At 42.1% G+C, this 18,596-nt stretch carries 14 protein-coding genes; 11 read left to right on the forward strand and 3 right to left on the reverse strand.

Features of this window, described 5'->3' with window-relative positions; genetic code table 11:
• Positions 1 to 11: 11 nt before the first annotated feature.
• The 10 genes from atpF (at position 12) to BM146_RS05290 (ending at position 11,238) form a co-directional block, all read left to right on the forward strand.
• Positions 12 to 542, forward strand: a complete 531-nt coding sequence (atpF, locus tag BM146_RS05245) for a F0F1 ATP synthase subunit B (protein ID WP_242949345.1) — start codon at positions 12 to 14, stop codon at positions 540 to 542.
• Between the two features lie 248 nt (positions 543 to 790).
• Entirely contained in the window at positions 791 to 1,330 is a 540-nt protein-coding gene (atpH, locus tag BM146_RS05250) for an ATP synthase F1 subunit delta (RefSeq protein WP_074885403.1), read from the forward strand.
• Positions 1,331 to 1,516: 186 nt separating this feature from the next.
• On the forward strand, positions 1,517 to 3,037 hold the full coding sequence (atpA, locus tag BM146_RS05255; RefSeq protein ID WP_074885405.1) for a F0F1 ATP synthase subunit alpha: 1,521 nt from the start codon (positions 1,517 to 1,519) through the stop codon (positions 3,035 to 3,037).
• A 16-nt stretch (positions 3,038 to 3,053) separates the two neighbouring features.
• The gene (atpG, locus tag BM146_RS05260; RefSeq protein ID WP_074885410.1) at positions 3,054 to 3,911 is read left to right on the forward strand and encodes an ATP synthase F1 subunit gamma; all 858 of its coding nucleotides are present in this window, start codon (positions 3,054 to 3,056) and stop codon (positions 3,909 to 3,911) included.
• Between the two features lie 239 nt (positions 3,912 to 4,150).
• On the forward strand, positions 4,151 to 5,548 hold the full coding sequence (gene atpD, locus BM146_RS05265; protein WP_022772480.1) for a F0F1 ATP synthase subunit beta: 1,398 nt from the start codon (positions 4,151 to 4,153) through the stop codon (positions 5,546 to 5,548).
• Positions 5,549 to 5,565: 17 nt separating this feature from the next.
• The gene (gene atpC / locus BM146_RS05270; protein ID WP_074885413.1) at positions 5,566 to 5,988 is read left to right on the forward strand and encodes an ATP synthase F1 subunit epsilon; all 423 of its coding nucleotides are present in this window, start codon (positions 5,566 to 5,568) and stop codon (positions 5,986 to 5,988) included.
• A 1,213-nt stretch (positions 5,989 to 7,201) separates the two neighbouring features.
• Positions 7,202 to 8,725, forward strand: coding sequence for a hypothetical protein (locus tag BM146_RS05275; protein ID WP_074885417.1), 1,524 nt, complete (start codon positions 7,202 to 7,204; stop codon positions 8,723 to 8,725).
• Between the two features lies 1 nt (position 8,726).
• On the forward strand, positions 8,727 to 9,593 hold the full coding sequence (locus BM146_RS05280; RefSeq protein WP_074885420.1) for an NAD-dependent epimerase/dehydratase family protein: 867 nt from the start codon (positions 8,727 to 8,729) through the stop codon (positions 9,591 to 9,593).
• A 296-nt stretch (positions 9,594 to 9,889) separates the two neighbouring features.
• Positions 9,890 to 10,456, forward strand: coding sequence for a GNAT family N-acetyltransferase (locus tag BM146_RS05285; protein WP_074885423.1), 567 nt, complete (start codon positions 9,890 to 9,892; stop codon positions 10,454 to 10,456).
• A complete protein-coding gene (locus BM146_RS05290; protein WP_074885427.1) occupies positions 10,453 to 11,238 on the forward strand; it encodes a nucleoside phosphorylase in 786 nt (261 codons plus the stop codon). The genes BM146_RS05285 and BM146_RS05290 overlap by 4 nt, the downstream gene beginning before the upstream one ends.
• A gap of 31 nt (positions 11,239 to 11,269) precedes the next feature.
• Here BM146_RS05290 and BM146_RS05295 read toward each other — a convergent pair whose 3' ends face one another.
• Together BM146_RS05295 and BM146_RS20280 are read right to left on the reverse strand one after the other, a co-directional pair.
• Entirely contained in the window at positions 11,270 to 12,586 is a 1,317-nt protein-coding gene (locus tag BM146_RS05295) for a glycoside hydrolase family 5 protein (RefSeq protein ID WP_083413413.1), read from the reverse strand.
• 156 nt (positions 12,587 to 12,742) lie between these two features.
• Positions 12,743 to 15,508: a carboxylesterase family protein gene (locus BM146_RS20280; protein ID WP_177201597.1), complete on the reverse strand. Its 2,766-nt coding sequence runs from the start codon at positions 15,506 to 15,508 to the stop codon at positions 12,743 to 12,745.
• Positions 15,509 to 15,882: 374 nt separating this feature from the next.
• Between BM146_RS20280 and BM146_RS05305 the strand changes: the two genes are divergently transcribed.
• Positions 15,883 to 17,331: a glycoside hydrolase family 43 protein gene (locus BM146_RS05305; RefSeq protein ID WP_242949346.1), complete on the forward strand. Its 1,449-nt coding sequence runs from the start codon at positions 15,883 to 15,885 to the stop codon at positions 17,329 to 17,331.
• Between the two features lie 203 nt (positions 17,332 to 17,534).
• On the opposite strand, the gene BM146_RS05310 is transcribed toward BM146_RS05305, so the two are convergent.
• A complete protein-coding gene (locus tag BM146_RS05310; RefSeq protein ID WP_083413414.1) occupies positions 17,535 to 18,491 on the reverse strand; it encodes a helix-turn-helix transcriptional regulator in 957 nt (318 codons plus the stop codon).
• Positions 18,492 to 18,596 lie beyond the last annotated feature (105 nt).

Consider the following 18,596-nt stretch of genomic DNA (forward strand, 5'->3'; position numbering starts at 1 on the left):
AGAATATATATATGCAATTACAGGCTCTAATGATGCTTTCTGCGGAGAACACGCAGGAGCTGGTTACATTGGTTCCCTGGACATTTATCGCAACGATAATCAACTTGTTCATTCAGATGTTCCTGATAAAGAAGTTTCTTTTCAAGCCTATCAATGAGATTCTTGAAAAGAGAAAAAATCTTGCTGATAAGACAATCAGGGAAGCTAGAGAGGCCAAGGAAGAAGCCGATTCTCTTAAAGATCAATACGAAGATAGCCTGACCAGTGCTCATGCTGAGGCTGCGAAGATTGTATCTGACGCGCAGAAAGAGGCGCAGAACAAAGCTGATGCCCTTGTAAAAGAGGCACAGGAAGAGGCAGCAGGCATCAAAGCCAGGGCGGCTGCTGATATTGAGCAGGAAAGGAAAAAGGCGGTCAACGAGGCCAAAGACGAGATTGGCTCACTTGCAATGGATATTGCAGGCAAAGTTGTTGAAAAAGAAATCAATGAAGCCGATCATAAGAAACTTATTGATGAGTTCATCAATCAAGTTGGAGCATAAATTAAGAGACAAAAAACAGTCCGAAAGCATTTACTGCTGAGGACGTAAGAAAGTGAGTCGAGTGTGAGCATGCCCTTGCCGAAGGCAAATTTGTTGGCATGCGAATCAGAGTTTCGACGAAGGAAAAAATAGAAACAGTCCGAAGCATTTACTGCTGAGGACGTAAGAAAGTGAAACAAGGGTGAGCATGCCCTTGCCGAAGGCAACTTAAATGGCATGCGAATCAGAGTTTCGACGAAGGAGAAACTATGAGTAAAGCTGGAGATCTTTATGGGCAGAGCCTATATGATCTGGCAGCGGAATCAAACCTATCGGATGAAATATTGGGCGAAATGGAGGTAATTAACGGAATCTTCAAAGAGAATCCGGATTATGTAACACTCCTCTCGGAACCCTCAGTCCCAAAGAAGGAAAGACTTCAGTTGGTTGACCAGGCACTTGGTGATGGTTGCCAGGAGTACCTTTTAAACTTCATCAAGATTCTCATTGAGAAGGGAATTTTAAGAGAGTTTTCTGCATGTCAAAAGAGATACAGAAGATGCTACAACGAGGAACACGGCATTGCTGATGCCCTTGTTACTACGGCAGTAGCCTTAGATGATTCTCAGCTTTCACTTCTCAGGGCAAAACTTGAGAATATAAGCGGCAAGAAAGTATTGCTACGACAGAAGGTTGATGGCAGCGTTCTTGGTGGCGTGAGAGTAGATCTTGAGGGACAGCTCTTTGACGGAACAGTAAAGGGCAGGTTATCCGAGCTTCGCAGAAGAGTCGACGAGACAGTAATTTGATAACACAAATGTCGCAGTAATAAATGCGAGTGTGCTTGCACAATGAGCATTGAGTACTTGCGACATGCAAATACATGAGGAAGTAGTGCAATAGCACGGATTCCGAATGTATGAAGAATTGCGAAAGTTGCATGCAACGGAGCAATTCGGGGTGTTATCAAAAAATAAAAATGGTCGGAGGAAAATATGGAACTAAAACCAGAAAAAATATCCGAGGTCATTCGAAGCCAGATAAAGAATTATCAGAATGCAATTATTCAGAACGAGACTGGTACAGTTCTTACAGTTGGTGATGGTATCGCACGTGTAAGCGGACTTTTGAACTGTATGTCAGGTGAGCTTTTGGAGTTTGAGAATGGTACATTCGGAATGGCTCAGAACCTCGAGGAAACAGTAGTATCTGCGGTTTTGTTCGGCGAGGATGTAGGAATCAGCGAAGGACAGACCGTTAAGCGTACAGGAAGAGTCGTATCTGTTCCTGTAGGAGAAAAAATGATTGGACGTGTTGTTAACGCCATTGGTCAGCCAATCGACGGAGCAGGCCCAATCGAAACAACAGAATTCAGACCAGTTGAATCACCAGCTCCTGGTATCATTGCCAGACAGCCGGTTAAGGAGCCTCTTCAGACTGGTATTAAGGCTATCGATTCAATGATCCCTATCGGTAGAGGTCAGCGTGAGCTTATCATTGGCGATAGACAGACAGGTAAGACAACAATTGCCATCGATACAATCCTTAACCAGAAGGGCAAGGATGTTATCTGTATTTATGTTGCTATCGGACAGAAACGTTCAACAGTAACAGCTCTTGTTGAAGACCTTAAAAAGGGCGGAGCTATGGACTACACAATCGTTGTAGCAGCTACAGCTTCAGAACCAAGCCCACTGCAGTACATTTCACCATACACAGGCTGTGCTATGGGTGAGTACTTCATGTATAAAGGAAAACACGTGCTTTGTATCTACGACGACTTGTCCAAGCATGCCGTAGCTTACCGTGCACTCTCCTTGCTGATCAGAAGACCACCGGGACGTGAAGCTTATCCTGGAGACGTTTTCTATCTGCATTCAAGACTTCTTGAAAGAGCTGCCAAACTCTCAGAAGAAAATGGAGGAGGCTCACTTACAGCCCTTCCTATCATCGAGACACAGGCAGGTGATGTATCAGCGTACATTCCTACAAATGTTATCTCCATCACAGATGGACAGATATTCCTTGAGACAGAGCTTTTCCACTCAGGAATCATGCCAGCGGTTAACCCTGGTATTTCAGTATCCCGAGTTGGTGGTAATGCTCAGATCAAGGCTATGAAGAAGGTTGCCGGTACACTTAAACTTGTATATTCACAGTACCGTGAACTTCAGAGTTTCGCTCAGTTCGGTTCAGATCTGGATGAGGATACCAAGGCACGTCTTGCTCAAGGTGAACGTATTGTTGAAGTTCTTAAGCAGGACAAGAATCAGCCTGTTCCTGTAGAAAAGCAGGTAGCTATTCTTTATGCTGTTGTCAACAATATCCTTATCAAGGTTGCTGCTTCTGATGTTGCAGAGTATGAAGCCGGACTTTATGAATTCCTTGATAGCAATCCTACCGGAATCGCAGCTATGCGTGAGATCCGTGAGACTGGAAAGCTTGAGGCTGAAACAGAAGCTAAGCTTAAAGAGACACTGAACGCTTATACTGAAAACTTTTTAAAGAGAAAATAATCAGGAGGAAAACTAAATGGCTGGATCAATGAAAGCTGTTAAACTCCGAATAAAAAGCGTCCAGAGCACAATGCAGATAACGAAGGCTATGCAGCTGGTAGCAGCTTCAAAACTTCGTAAAGCTAAAGAGAAAGCTGATAATTCAAAGCCTTATCTTGAGACAATGCTTGCAACACTTACAGATATAGCCAACGGAAACAATGATTTCCGTTCAATCTACACCAAGAGTGGAAATGATAGATGGCTGTATGTTGTAATTGCCGGAGACAGAGGTCTTGCAGGCGGCTACAACTCCAACCTGTTTAAATTTGTTGAAGCTGAGATCAAGGATAAGAACAATGTAACAGTTCTCCCTATCGGTAAAAAATCTGTGGAGTTCTTTAAGCATAGAAATGTGCCTATCCTCACAGAGGAATACGCCGAAGTTGCCAAGGTAAACATTTCAGACTGTTTCCAGGTAGCCAAGCTTATCTGCGGATCGTATGGCGGTGACGGTTTCGGACATGTCTTCCTGTGCTACACGAATTTCGTGTCCATGCTTTCTCAGGTGCCTACCTCATCATCACTTCTTCCGCTTTCAGATCTTAAATCTGAAAATGTGGAAAGCGATGGTAAAGCCAAAGACCTGATATTGTATGAGCCTGACAGTGAGACAGTGTTTAATGAGATTGTTCCAGAGTATCTTGCTGGAATTCTGTATTCAAGTATTAACATTTCTTATGCATCAGAGCTTGCCGCTCGTAGAACAGCTATGGAGGCAGCTACAGACAATGCAGAAGAGATGATCGATAGCTTGAGCCTCTACTATAACAGAGCCCGTCAGGCAAGCATTACTCAGGAAATTACTGAGATTGTTGCTGGAGCGGAAAGCTGAACACTTAGCGAGATGATAATCGAGCTTAGTGTGAAGCTTGTTCTGGCGAGTGCGAAGCACGAGAGCAGAACATCCGATTTATATCTAGCGAGGTATTTTCGAGCTTGGTGTACTAGCTTGTTCTGTCGAAGCTGCTCTGCAGCTGAGAGCAGAACTTCCTCTGACTAGTAACAGTACCGCGAGAGCAGAACTTCCGCAGATTCTGGAATTAACAAAACAATACTTTAAGGAGTTTAACAATGAGTGAAAATCATGTTGGAAAGGTAATTCAGGTTACAGGTCCTGTACTTGACATCCGCTTCAAAGAGGGTGAGCTTCCAGATCTTCACAATGCCATAGAGATTATGATCGAGGATCGCAAACTTGTTGCAGAAGTTGCGCAGCAGGTTGGCGATGACGTAGTTCGTTGCGTAGCCATGAGCTCAACAGACGGACTTGTTCGTGGCGTTGATGCCGTAGACACAGGAAGCCCAATCACTGTACCGGTTGGTGACAAGTGCTTAGGAAGAATTTTCAACCTTCTTGGAGAACCTGTAGATAATCAGCCTGCACCTGAAGGAGTAGAGAGATGGGCAATCCATCGTCCTGCCCCTGCTTATGAGGATCAGGTTCCTGCTACAGAAATCTTTGAGACAGGTATTAAGGTAGTTGACCTTATCTGCCCTTATGCTAAGGGTGGTAAGATTGGTTTGTTCGGTGGTGCCGGAGTAGGTAAGACCGTACTTATCATGGAGCTTATCAATAACGTTGCTAAGGCACACGGTGGTATTTCAGTATTTACCGGTGTTGGTGAGCGTACTCGTGAAGGTAATGACCTTTACGGAGAAATGAAGGAAAGTGGAGTTATTGACAAAACTGCCCTGGTTTATGGACAGATGAATGAGCCACCGGGAGCCAGAATGAGAGTAGGTCTTTCCGGACTTACAATGGCTGAGTATTTCCGTGATGTTAAAAATCAGGATGTGCTTTTATTCATTGATAATATCTTCCGTTTCACACAGGCTGGTTCAGAAGTTTCAGCGCTTCTTGGACGTATGCCTTCAGCCGTAGGTTATCAGCCTACACTGGCTACAGAAATGGGTGCTCTTCAGGAGCGTATTACATCTACCAAGAAGGGTTCAATCACATCAGTTCAGGCCGTATACGTGCCTGCCGATGACCTTACAGACCCTGCTCCTGCTACAACATTCACACACCTTGATGCAACAACCGTTCTTTCAAGAGATATCGCTTCTAAGGGTATTTACCCTGCTGTTGATCCTCTTGATTCAACAAGCCGTATCCTTTCTCCTGATATTGTAGGAAAGGAACACTATGAAGTAGCTAAAGGAGTTCAGCAGGTTCTTCAGAGATACCGTGAACTTCAGGATATCATTGCTATCATGGGTATGGATGAGCTTTCAGAAGAGGATAAGCTTACTGTTTACAGAGCACGTAAGGTTCAGAACTTCCTGTCACAGAGCTTCTCAGTTGCTGAGCAGTTCACAGGTCTTCCCGGAAAATACGTTCCTCTTAAAGAGACAATCAGAGGCTTTAAGATGATCCTTGATGGTGAGTGCGATGATCTTCCTGAGAGTGCATTCCTTCTTGTAGGAACTATTGATGAAGTCTTCGAGAAAGCAAAAGCTAACAAGTAATAGCAAAGGAGTAACCTATGTCCACTTCTTATCATTTACAGGTTGTGTCCCTGGATGGTCTGGAATTTGAAGGCGAAGTTCAGAAAATACTGCTCCGTACAATAGATGGTGATGTGGAGATTCTTGCCCGCCACACCAACTACTGTACTGCTATTGGTATGGGAACCGCCAAAGTGACCATGGACGACGGCCAGGAAAGAAAGGCTGCCTGTATCGGTGGAATGCTTTCGGTTATGAACGGAGAAGTCAGAGTTCTTCCTACTACGTGGGAGTGGAGCGAAGACATCGATGTTGATCGTGCTAAAGCTGCCAAGGCAAAAGCTGAAGAAACTCTTAAGAATCAGCAGCTTGATAAAGAAACACGTATCCGTGCAGAAGCCAAGCTCTACAGAGCTCTCGTAAGAATCGGTTCCTCCGGACAGGAAAGTAAATATAACTAATAACTAAAGCCGTCAGAGCTTAGCCTCTGGCGGCTTTTAAGTTTTATGCTAATACCAAAATACTTGCGTTTTGTATATGCGTAAGTATTGCTCTGAATAACTTGTAAGAAATTGGTAGGTAATCGGCTCCGTACGCCACCATTGACTGAACCTAAGGAAAACGCCTTGGTCTGCGAGCCGACGGTGAGGATGATGGGAACAGTAGATATTATCTCACCGTCGGATTCAGCATTGTAGCGTTTCCCTCAGAACCCGTCAATGGCGAGCACCTTCGGTGTGGCTGGGTGTTATTGCCTCGGGCTCTGACTCCAGGAACAGTAGGGGCGGCTATTTTCAAGGATGTATGGCCGAAGCTTTCCAATGCAAGCGTGCTCACATTGGAAAGTTTTTTGGCATATATTGTTTTTTGAAGTCCACTCACTGCTTATAGATTTTCTCCTTTTCATCCTGTCATACGGATAATTCCAGCACCATTCTTTATTTTTATCCGTACAATATGGTTATTTTTTGCTCAATGATCTTTCATTTTACGGATAAGATTGCACGATGTATGCTGTCTTATCCGTATGCCACGCGGGAAATGAAGCTTATATTGACCGATTTTACGGATAAGATGACACTCTATCAGCATTCTTATCCGTACCTCTGCCAGAAGTATCGGAATTTTCATAGACAAAAATGTCGTTCCGGGCATATAGCTATTTTTTCAAGTTAACACATCCATCGGCAAATTTTCAGGAAGTGAAAATGGGCATATACGTGAAAAAATGGATTTACACATCCATTAGATGAGTGAAATGAAACAAAGTATTATCAATTATTGGATGTTGTAACTTCATAAAAAGCCGTATATGCCCAAACTAACGAATCAAAAATCCTGGCAATGGATGTTGTAAGTTTGAAATCAGGCTTATGTGCCCAAAATAGAATTTTCGTTTTCTTCGCACTCTTGTATTGGAAACTGCGGCCATAAAGCCCTTCACATGCTTGAAAATAGCCACCACTACTGTTCCTGCCTAATATCCAACAACTTACGCATATACAAAGAGAGAGCATTATGCTTTAGGTAAAACTCATTCAATGATAATCTTCAATATTTAAAGGTGTCATCCTATGCAGCTTATGCTATTTAAGATAGAATTGCTATTGTAGAGTTTTCAGAATTTTTGATAAAATGAACACTATATTAGCAAATGCTGAATGGGGAATGACTATGAAAAGACTATATATTGTGTTGATGATTATGATTCTTATATGCGGATGTTCAGCGCATAATGACAAAAACTTAAATGTGTCTGAGAGCACTGACACTATCACTGAAGAGAGGGGCTCTGACGATGTCACTATAACACTTCTGTCAGATGATGTAAGTGAGGAGTCGGTAAATAAAGTTAAGGATGCATGGAGGCAATTGTCAGTAATAGTTCCCATTTTTGATATTGAGATTGCAATTGGTCCCTCTACAAGGCATGAACAGAGAGATGGACTGGTCAATTTTACTGAGTTAGAGATCGGTTCTGACGATTTCTATGAAATATTTGTTAATAAGTGTACAGGTTTACCTTATTGGAAGGTAGTTGGACTCTCAGAATACGCATTTGGATATACACCTGTCAATACAGAGAATGAGGTAATAGAGTACCTGGAAAAAAGAGAAGAAAAAACATTCCCTTTATTTGCATTATTTTTTTCGGAGAAGTATTCAAAAGAAAGTGATATTCAGATGTCCAGGGATTGCGCATATTACCTTACAAAATATGCATTGGACAATTATTCCTATAAAGACTTTGCTGAAAAGGAATACCGAGGTGAATGGCTTACGGTGCTTGATGCAGGCGTTGATTTTAGATTTGACGAGATTGATGAAATCGTGGAATCAGCCACAGCTGAAAAGCAGGGGACAGCAATCTATGTGGTGTGCGGAGGAAATACATGGGAGATACATGAAGTTGAATGGCTGAAATCTGCTAATGATGTATATTCCATGTTATATGATGCAGAGGATGGAATACAGAAGCTATGCAAAAGAATCGCTATAGAATCAGATATTTATGACGAAGAGAGCTTTAGGAAAAATGTTAAAGTCATTCCGACAGATAAGTCTGATATTTCCACGGCTAAAGATGGAGTAATAGTTCTTAAGCATCCGCTTTCGTTCATCCACGAGTATGTCCATATTACTTTGGGATATTCTAAGACAGAGCAATGGCTTAATGAAGGACTTGCAGAGTATTATTGCGCAGACTACGAGGACGAATATGTAAGCAGGCATAATCAATGGGATGAATATTATCAGAGTTGGCTTGATGAGGGTGTTATAGATGATGAATTAAAAGCTATTTATGAACAGGACGGAACTTTGCAATATGAAGAAAACATTATAGAAAACTATCAGAAATTAAGAGAAAAAGTTGGAGATGAGCAAAATCAATATTCATGTTTAACATATGCTTTGGGCATTACAGATTTGATGTATTTTGGAACTGAAATGCGTGAAGAAGCAAGTCGTAGAACAGTTAATGATATATACGGAGGTAAGGTAGCTACTGATAAGGTAGGAAACCGTCTTACTTACGAATCAGCTATGGTTGTAGTGGCGGATCTTGTAGCAAAATATGGTGTGGACAGTATTATTGCTTCTAAGGGGTCATTTGAAGAAGATTTTGGAATGACATCGAATGAATATATACAAAACTATATAGATAATAAAGCTTTTATGCATTTTCTGGGAGAATGATATGAAAATACTTGTTGTTGGTGGAACGAGATATTTTGGGATACCTATGGTTAATTCCCTGCTCAAAAACGGCCATGAAATTACAATTGCGACAAGAGGTAATTCAAAGCCTGTATTTGATGGCTCCGTAGACTATGTTGTAATGGATAGGACGGATGGGGCAAGCGTCAAAGCTGCTTTGGATGGACAACATTTTGATTTGATAATAGATAAGATTGCCTACAGTTCCAATGATGTTAGGGCGCTTTTGGAAAACGTAAGATGTGACAGATATATACAGATGTCTACATGCTCTGTTTATTTTGAAGATCACGCTGAGATTGTGGAAGATGAATTTAAAGCTGAAGAATATGAACTTAATTGGATTGATAGGATACAGAACTATGGAGAGTCAAAGAGGCAGGCAGAAAGAGCAGTATTTGAGTATATGGACCCTGCCAATATTTCTTTTGTCAGATATCCGATTGTTATGGGTGAGAATGATTACACCGGAAGATTGGATTTCTATATAGAGCATATAAGAGATCAAAAGCCGATGAATGTTGATGACCTTGATAAGGAGATGGCATTTATATATGAAAAAGATGCCGGTGATTTCATTGCATATCTGGCAGATCATTTTGTATCAGGCCCGATAAACGGCTGTTCAAAAGAAACCGTTAAGATTTCAGATATCATTGAGCATATAGAGAAACGTCTCGGCAAAAGCGCTGTGATAAGTAGTCAGGGGGATGAAGCCCCATATAATGGTCTTGAAGATACACTAAGTTTTAATACCAAAAAGGCTGAATCAACCGGTTATAGATTCCGTGAGCTTAATGACTGGTTGTATCCATTGATTGACGGTAAGACGATAACATCAAAATAATTTCGTAACAACAAAACGGTTGACATTAAGTTTTCTGTCAATTATACTAACAACTAATAATTTTTCAGAAAGAGAGACAATATGATAAGACTTAATCTCGTCACAATGAATATAGTCAATTTGACATCCGTGAATTTGATTCAGGGGTCTGTTTTTGATATGTGTGATGAGGATAAGATTATTTGTAAGGCATAGATAGTGCCTTACAAACTGATATAGTATACAGGGCCTCATCAAGCGATAGTTTGATGGGGCTTATTTTATTTCAAAAAATATAAAAACTTATGGAGGTGGCTATGAGAATAAAAGAGCAGAAATTTCTTTTACCTGATGGACGAGAGGTAACTATAAAGAGTGCAGGTCCTGAGGATGCAATGAAGGTAAAACTTCACAGGGAGGCAGTTTCAGTTGAGACGCATTTTATGGCGAGGGAACCTGAAGATGGTCCATTCAATCTTGAGAGAATCAAAGAGATACTTGGAAATATTGCAGAAAGTGACAGAGACTTCATGGTAAGTGCTTATATCGGCGATGAGTTGATTGGAGATCTTGGAGTAACACTCATGAGGCCACATGTAAAATATCTTCATCGTGCATATCTTGGCATGTCTATCCGCCTGATGTACACAGGAATAGGACTTGGGAGCTTTATGATGAAGACTGCGCTTGAGCAGGCGAAAGCAAATGGCTTTGAGCAGGTAGAGCTGGGAGTTTTCTCTGACAATGACAGAGCCAGGCACATGTACAAGAAGATGGGATTCAAGGAATACGGGATGAATCCAAGAGCTTTCAAGCTAAAGGACGGAACCTACAGAGACGAGATCATCATGGCGAACATATTTGAGACAGGAGGAAACGCATGATTATAAAAAACGAGATACCAATACTGGAATATGACGATATTTCACCGGAGGTCATCGCCCCAGATCATGACTTGGAAGAAGTAGCATTACCTGAAAAGTGTCTGTTTGCTTTCCTTGGAGATGTGGTTCATAGATATGCCAGGGAGAATAAGGCTGAAGTGGTAAAAGAGCTGATTACAGTATCTCACAACATTCAGATATATGTGCTTCACGAAGAAAATGAAGATATCTGCCTTGTGCAATCCCCGATAGGTGCAGCATCATCAACACAGGTCCTGGATACTCTGGTGAGCTGTGGCTGCAAGAAAGTAATAGCAGTAGGGTCCTGCGGAGTACTGGCTAAGATACCGGAAAATGCTTTTCTTGTTCCAACCAAGGCGCTTAGGGCAGAGGGAACATCTTATCATTATCTTCCACCCTCAAGGTATATTGAGCTTGACGAAGAACCAAAGGCTGTTATCGAGAAAGCTTTTGCGAAGCACGGACTTCCTTTTGAGACATGCACAACCTGGACTACGGATGGCTTTTTCAGAGAGACAAAAGACATGGTGAAGTACCGATTGGATGAGGGCTGTTCCGTAGTAGAGATGGAGTGCTCTGCTCTTGCAGCATGCTGCAGAAAGCGAGGCGCAAGTTTCGGACAATTCCTGTTTACAGCCGATTCACTTGCAAATGTCCACGAGTACGATGCAAGAGATTTTGGAACGGATTCACATGAAAAAGCACTGCTATTGGGACTGGATATCCTGAGAGAATATAAGGAATGGACCATGGACCGCTAACCCCGTCCCATGGTCCATTCCTATGGTCCATTTATTTTTCTTCGTTGTATACAGCCATTATAGCGTCTGCAACGTCTTCTCTGTACCAGGAGCAGTCATTTCTGTTAAAGATTGCGAAGTGCTCATTGCCTGATTCGAAGAGACCGTTGTCCCACCAAAAGCATGGGATGCCAGCCTTTTTGGCTCTTGTAAGATATTCTGTAACCCAGTTGCATACTTCCTTAGAGTTTCCGTTTTTATCCTCGGCGCCATACTCTGTGAGAAGTACAGGTATTCCCTTAGCTCCAAAGATTCTCTGAAGATCCTGCATTACACCGGCAATATCTCCCTTGTGGGAACCATCCCATGTATCATAAGAATTGCCAGATGCAGAGTAAGTAAAGTCATAAGGTGTATATGCGTGGATTGAAACAGCAAGGTGATCATCCTCAGGAATCTTCATGCTTCCAATAGTAGGAATAACATGGGATGATGCAAAACTTGTAATGAGAACAAGTCTCTTTTCGTTGTTGCCACCTGTTGAACGAACAGCATCTACAAAAGTCTGATTAAGTCTGTCTAGGCACTTTCTGCCTTCACCTGTTCCGCCGCTCCATTCATTTGTACCACCCTTAACTCGGGGCTCGTTTAAACCTTCAAAAATGAGGTGGTCGCCGTATTTTTCAAATCTGTTTGCAATCTGAACCCAGATAGCTTTTACCTCTTCATCTACTGCATCGATGTGGGCATCATCAGGAATTCTCCACTCTTCTTCGTGGTGAGAGTTGATGATAACATACATATTGTCATCCAGGGCGTAGTTTACGACTTCTTCAACTCTGTCAAACCAAGCTTCGTCGATAGTATAGTCAGGTGCTGCGCCCAAGTGATCAGCCCATGTCACAGGGATTCTTATGCAGTCAAAGCCCTTTTCGTTGACAGCATCGATCATCTCTTTTGTTGTCTTGGGATTGCCCCAGTAGGTCTCAGCCTCAACTCCTGATGTTCCGAAGGAATCGAATGTGTTTCCCAGATTCCATCCGGTTTTCATCTCTGCAACAAGATCTGTAGGTGTGATATCTCGCATATCGTATTTGTCCTTTGCCGGTTCTGGTTTTGAAGTTACATCGTCGGCTGTTGATTCACTGCTTGCCTCTGCAGAAGTGTCGTTTGCCGCATTCGCACTTGCTTCAGTAGTAGATGCCGCTGCATCTGAGGATTCTTCTGATGCCTGCTCAGTAGCAGTTTCCGCACCATTGCTGGCAACTTCACTATCTGCATTTTCAGAAGCAGGCTGTGCAGCAGGAGCCCCGCATCCTGTCAAAAGAGCCAGGATAAGAGGCAGGGTCAATAATTTCTTTCTTTTCATAACAAACTCCTTGTAAATCAGTATGACATCTTGAACTAAATTCCAGAAATCCGCATATACTGCGGATTTCGTGAGTATATGAGTGAAGAGTCAACCAAGCCTTATCGACGAAGTCGATTTAAATTGGCTTGGTTGATGCATTCTTGAATTGTTGATTCAAGAATGCAAAATTTCTATTGAAGCAAGTGAGCAATTTCCTGTGCCCTTGTAAGTAAGGTAAATAGGGTATGTTCCGCTTACCTTGGCAAAAGAGCTTTCGAAAGCTGTCCAGATATTTGAACCATGAGCGCTGATACTGCATATAGGCTCACTATCCAGAGATGTTCTTACTTCAAATGTACCGCTAAAATATGCTCGGGTCTTAATGCGAAGACCTGTTGCATCATTTAACTCAAAATACTTAAATCCAATGGTTGTGCCATCGACGATATCCTTGATGTAGCCATTGTTTGGTGTGTTGTCGCCGCCTTCCTGTACAACTCTTGGGGCGTTTGCTTCAACATATATTTTATGGTCATTAGTGAATATGTTACAAGCAATATATGATGGATATTCACCAATATCAGAGAGCGGTCCGCCGTTAAGTCCGCAGGAAGTGATCTCAACCTGCTTGATGGACCCGTCGCTTTCAAAATGGATCTTTTCAGCGCAGCCCTGTCTGCTGAACCAGGTTCCGTTTGTATGTCTGTGGTAAAAGATATACCAATCGCCGTCAATCTCCACAATGCTGCCGTGGTTGTTGGCGCCATAAGCTGTAGCTTCGTCAGCCTTTTTGTAACTGTCGATATGAAGATCACAGTTACTTACGATAACACCGCCATAGGTGTATGGTCCGTAAATGCTCTTTGAAGTAGCATAGCAGAGCTCATGCATAACTTCTGAAGAGTAAACAAAATAGTAGGTGTCATCATGCTTTCTGATAGAAGGTGCCTCGAAGAAAGCGTGCTTTTCAAAGCCTGTACCTTCGCTGTAGCAATTGCCGGGAGCAATAAACTCGGGAGCTTTTTTAATTGTGAGCATGTCCTTATCAAGAACAGTGAGCATAGCGCCATGTCTTGACTTATCGCCTTGTCCGCAGAAGCCTGTGAAAAGATATGTCTCATCCCCTTCAGTTAATACACCCGGATCAAACTGCGGCTCATCGCCCTTTTTGTCGCCAAGCTTTGTGCCGTCTTCATAGTGCACATATCCGTAGAACTCAAAAGGTCCAACAGGAGTGTCACTTACAGCAACAGATACAACGCAAACCTTATCAAGAACATAGTAAAGATAATATCTGCCATCAGGACCTACTGTGACGTCAGGTGCATAGAGGCACATATGTCCGTCAGGGTTAAGTGGATCAGCTGTCTTTGGATAGATCACGCCCTCGTATTTCCAGTTTCCAAGGTCTTTTACAGGTGCTGACCAGCATACGTAATCGCCAAGGCAGAAGGTTTCACCCTGATACAGATCGTGTGATCCATATACGTAAACTCTGTCGCCAAATACGTAAGGCTCTCCGTCCGGGATATATTCCCATGATGGAAGATAAGGATTGACTGCCTGATTGCGGCTGTTCTGTCTTATACCGCCCTCAAATTTTGGTGTGGCGCCTCTTCCGAGAAACTCCATCTCGTGACGGGATGAGCTCTTATAAGGCTCCCAAACAGGAAGACCTTCTGCATTGGGGTTACCTGTTTTTACGAAGTTTGCAAAATAGCTGCTCATCTGGTCTGCCAGATCAAAGTGTCTGCCCTTGTAAGGTCTGTGGCACATTCCAAGCGTGTCAAAGAAGAACCACAGATCGCATGAATGGAAGGTTCCGGGATAAGCATCACCTTTGTGGCCATCACCTGGGATATCAGGATTGAATCTGTAGTAGTAGAACTTCTGATCCTCGTCATTTTTATTAGCATCAGTAAATGCGCCCTTTACGGAGGACTCAACCATACTGATTCCATTTATTGTAAATTCATCTGCAGTATTTCCTGAGATAACAGGAACGTTTGCGCAATCTCTTTTAACAAATCTTTCAACAGGATCTCCTGTGCAGAACTTGCCATCTACAATAGGGTACATTCTGGGATGATCTTTGATAAATCTATTGTATCCGTCAAGAAGCTCCTTGGAAGAGAGTCTCCTTGCTTCTTCAAGGTCTTTTACTCCGAGAGATTCAAAGAACTTCTCACCAAGAGCCTCGGCCTGTTCAAGATTAAGGGGCCTGAATATATCATCTTCTGCATTCACATGTCTGATAATACCGCTAAAAATAGCAGCTCCTTTAATAATGTCGCGGTTACCATCGTGAGTAAGCTGGTGCATTACACTTGATCCGCCGGCAGACTGACCTGCTATTGTGATTTTTGAAGGATCTCCGCCAAAAGCAGCAATATTTCTGCTAACCCAGTGAAGGCCTGCTTTCTGGTCAAGAAGACCAAAGTTTGCAGGAGCGTCAGGATTTTCTTTTGTTATCTCTTTATGTGCCAAAAAGCCAAAGCATCCAAGTCTGTAGGCTATGCTGACAACAACGATTCCTTTTTTTGCAAGAGCTTCTCCGTTAAATTCCATTTCAGCGGTGTATCCCCACTGAAAACCGCCGCCGTAGTACCATACTAAAACCGGAAGTTTCTCATCATCTTTTTTTGCCGGTGTCCAGATATTTAAGTAAAGGCAGTCCTCTGACTTTGCAATATCAGGATCTATGTGCCATTCTCTGTCATAGAGTCCATCTCCCGTACCAGGAGTATCCTGATAAGATATAGGACCAAATTCAAAGGCATCAAGAGGTTCTTCCCAGTCTTTGCAAGGTTGTGGAGCCCTGAAACGATTTTCACCAATTGGTGCTTCAGCAAAAGGAATGCCTCGGTAAACAGTTACCCTCGGGTCATTGCCCGGAAGGCCATTAACAAGCCCGTTTTCAACGCGTGTTTTTCTAAGCATTTTATTATCTCCCCAATACATATTATTAATGTTTATACCCTAATCGTAATTTATATTTTTTCCACCATACCTTCCAATCAAATATTGCTACACACTACGTAAAGCTTGCTAAATTGAGGCTTTCCGCAATTACTGAAACAAAATCAGCAACTTTTTGGTGGTTTTGAACATGTTAAATTCGCTATATTTTCTTTTGACAAACTCTAAAGAAGCAATGGGGCAGGGCTATGCATTGGTTTAAATCGATAAAAACCGGGAATCCTCTTATACACCTAATTATCATGGCTTTAGCCCTGTTACTACTTGGAGGTTGCGGATATTATGAGGGAGAGAGGCCATCTTATGCGAATGCTGAGATGGCGGGGAAAATTTCAATGGAAGTTTTAGATAGAGTGGAGATTATGAAGAGTTACAAGAAGATTACAGAACACAATCCTATTATGGTTCAGAGATTTGGTGCCGATCCTTATGCACTTGTATATAAAGACCGTGTCTATATCTACATGACAGGTGATAAATTCTCTTACAATGCTGATGGAACAGTAAAAGAGAATACTTATGGCAACATAAACACTATAAATGTAGTGTCTTCAGACGACCTTGTAAACTGGACAGATCACGGAACAGTTTATGCAGCAGGAACAAACGGAGCAGCATCCTGGGGAGCTAATTCATGGGCACCGGCAGCAGCTTACAAAACAATAGATGGCAAGGATAAGTTCTTTTTATACTTCGCAAATAATGGAAACGGAATCGCTGTACTTACAGCAGACAGCCCGGTTGGACCATTTACAGATCCTTTAAATGGCCCACTGATTTCAAGAGATACGCCTACATGTGCGGAAGTAACATGGCTCTTTGATCCTGCTGTACTTATGGACGATGACGGAGAAGCCTATATCTATTTTGGCGGCGGAGTACCCTGTAAGGAAAAAGCTTCAAATCCGGGAACAGCAAGAGTTGTAAAACTAGGGAAAGACATGATAAGCATCGATGGTGATCCAAAGCCTATCGAGAATGTTCCATATCTGTTTGAAGATTCAGGAATAAACAAAATTGGCGGAGTTTACTACTATTCATATTGTTCTAATTTTGATGTTCCTGCAGGGGCAGAGTCAGAACTTGGCTTTTCTCAGGGCGAGATAGTTACTATGAAATCTGATTCTCCTATGGGACCTTTTGAACCGGCCCACGCCGTTCTTAAGAATCCTCAGGTGTTCTTTGGCCAGGGTGGAAACAACCATCACTGCATGTTTGAATTTGACGGTAAATGGTATATCACATATCATTCAAGAATTCTTGAAAAAGAAATGGGAATCCTTCAGGGATACAGAAGCACAAATATCGACAGCCTGATGCTGGGCGGAGACCTTGAGCCAACAGCCAGCATAGGCACAAGACATGGTGTTGACCAGACAAAAGCCTTTGATCCATATAAAGAAATTCCTGCAGTAACCATGAGCAACTGTGCTGATATCAAGACTACACAGTATGGCGATGTTGCTAAAAAATATGGCTCAGGAGAGATGATCCTTACAGGAATCCAGGACGGATCATGGACAAGCCTTTCTGGAGTTGAGTTTGGAAATTCCGGTGCTGCTGCGCTTGATATTAAAGCTCTAGGCAACGGAACTGGTAAGATTTATGTCAAATTAGACACTCCTGCATCTTATGCTATTGGAACAATATGTGTAGATCTTAATACAAAAGAGCCTGAGACAATGCATATGACATTTGACGATACAATAAAGGGTAAGCATGACGTTTTCTTCGTTTTCGAAGGCGAAGGATATCAGGTTTACTCATGGGAATTTACGAGATAAGGATGCGAATCTGATAATGCAGAGATAGATAGTATGGATTGTGTATTTTTACGAATCATACGCAGGCGTCGATGATTTACAAAATGAAAAAACAGATAAATGTCGACTGTTTTGAATAAGCATGAAAGGAGACATTTATCTGTTTTTGAATTTTAGTAAATCACGACAACGAGTAGTGAGTAAAAATACACAATCCACAAGGCTTATTTAGCTCGCACATCTCCGCGATCTCTGCCAAGACCACCGGAATAGAGGGCGCGGTATTCGCCAGGAGTACAGCCCTTCTTTTGTTTGAAGGTCCTGTTAAAGGTAGAAATACTTGAAAAGCCTGCCTGTAGCGCAATGTCTGTAATTGAGAGACGGTCATCAGTCAAAAGAACTTCTGTGGCCTTGATTCTCTGATTTATCAGGTAGTCATAGAAAGTGCAATTCATGTATTCCTTGAAGAGCCTTGAAAAATGGAACTTTGAAAAACCGCTGAGGGCAGCAGCATCTTCAAGGGTAATATCATATACATAATTGTTATCAATATAGTCGATGACAGAGTTGAGCTTTTCAAAATACTCATTCCTCTTAACCGGAGTGCTCTCAGTAAAGAGATTGATCTTGCTGAGATGATATCTTGAAAGCATTGTCATGATCTGGAAAAGGTGTGAGTAAATTGAGAATTCATAGAACTCTGTTTTCTGGAAGTATTCCTGCCAGATCATTGAAAAGCTGTCATAGATTTCGTTGTATATAGGAGCATAGTTTTCAGGTGTGATGTGAATGCATTCCTGAAGTAGCTGCATAAGGCTTGTGTAGCCTCGAAGTGATGAAAAAAAGTCAATGTCAAAAAGGCATACATATCTGCATCCTGTCTTGGGTGCATGAAGAGCGTGAGATTTCCTTGGGGGAACGATAATGATCTCGCCGGGCATTACATGGTGTGAAACGCCATCAATCTCAACATCATAATAATTCTCAATAGGAGAAATGATTTCCAGAGCATTGTGCCAATGTGATGAATAGTCACATGAAAGTTCGTTGTACCAGATACGAAGCGCACTATCTTTTGGGAAAATCTGTTTTTCAACATTGTTGACCATTACTCGTGTTTTGTAATCGGTATTCTGTTGATAATATTCAAGCTTAACTGATGGGTCTTTCTTGGGCGGCATAGCTGTAACCTCTCTTATTTCAGATACTATTTTACGAATAATTCATAAATTATGATAACATTTTGTGATATTCAAAACTTCTCAAAAATTGCTATTCTCTATTCT

Origin of the sequence: Butyrivibrio proteoclasticus, from assembly GCF_900115735.1 — a bacterium.
In the GTDB taxonomy this organism is placed as follows: Bacteria; Bacillota; Clostridia; order Lachnospirales; family Lachnospiraceae; genus Butyrivibrio; species Butyrivibrio proteoclasticus_B.

Bases quoted from the DNA above. Each gene is read 5' to 3' on its own strand.
- atpF (WP_242949345.1), top strand. From the start codon at position 12: ATGCAATTACAGGCTCTAATGATGCTTTCTGCGGAGAACACGCAGGAG.
- atpH (WP_074885403.1), top strand. From the start codon at position 791: ATGAGTAAAGCTGGAGATCTTTATGGGCAGAGCCTATATGATCTGGCA.
- atpA (WP_074885405.1), top strand. From the start codon at position 1,517: ATGGAACTAAAACCAGAAAAAATATCCGAGGTCATTCGAAGCCAGATA.
- atpG (WP_074885410.1), top strand. From the start codon at position 3,054: ATGGCTGGATCAATGAAAGCTGTTAAACTCCGAATAAAAAGCGTCCAG.
- atpD (WP_022772480.1), top strand. From the start codon at position 4,151: ATGAGTGAAAATCATGTTGGAAAGGTAATTCAGGTTACAGGTCCTGTA.
- atpC (WP_074885413.1), top strand. From the start codon at position 5,566: ATGTCCACTTCTTATCATTTACAGGTTGTGTCCCTGGATGGTCTGGAA.
- BM146_RS05275 (WP_074885417.1), top strand. From the start codon at position 7,202: ATGAAAAGACTATATATTGTGTTGATGATTATGATTCTTATATGCGGA.
- BM146_RS05280 (WP_074885420.1), top strand. From the start codon at position 8,727: ATGAAAATACTTGTTGTTGGTGGAACGAGATATTTTGGGATACCTATG.
- BM146_RS05285 (WP_074885423.1), top strand. From the start codon at position 9,890: ATGAGAATAAAAGAGCAGAAATTTCTTTTACCTGATGGACGAGAGGTA.
- BM146_RS05290 (WP_074885427.1), top strand. From the start codon at position 10,453: ATGATTATAAAAAACGAGATACCAATACTGGAATATGACGATATTTCA.
- BM146_RS05295 (WP_083413413.1), bottom strand. From the start codon at position 12,586: ATGAAAAGAAAGAAATTATTGACCCTGCCTCTTATCCTGGCTCTTTTG.
- BM146_RS20280 (WP_177201597.1), bottom strand. From the start codon at position 15,508: ATGCTTAGAAAAACACGCGTTGAAAACGGGCTTGTTAATGGCCTTCCG.
- BM146_RS05305 (WP_242949346.1), top strand. From the start codon at position 15,883: ATGGAAGTTTTAGATAGAGTGGAGATTATGAAGAGTTACAAGAAGATT.
- BM146_RS05310 (WP_083413414.1), bottom strand. From the start codon at position 18,491: ATGCCGCCCAAGAAAGACCCATCAGTTAAGCTTGAATATTATCAACAG.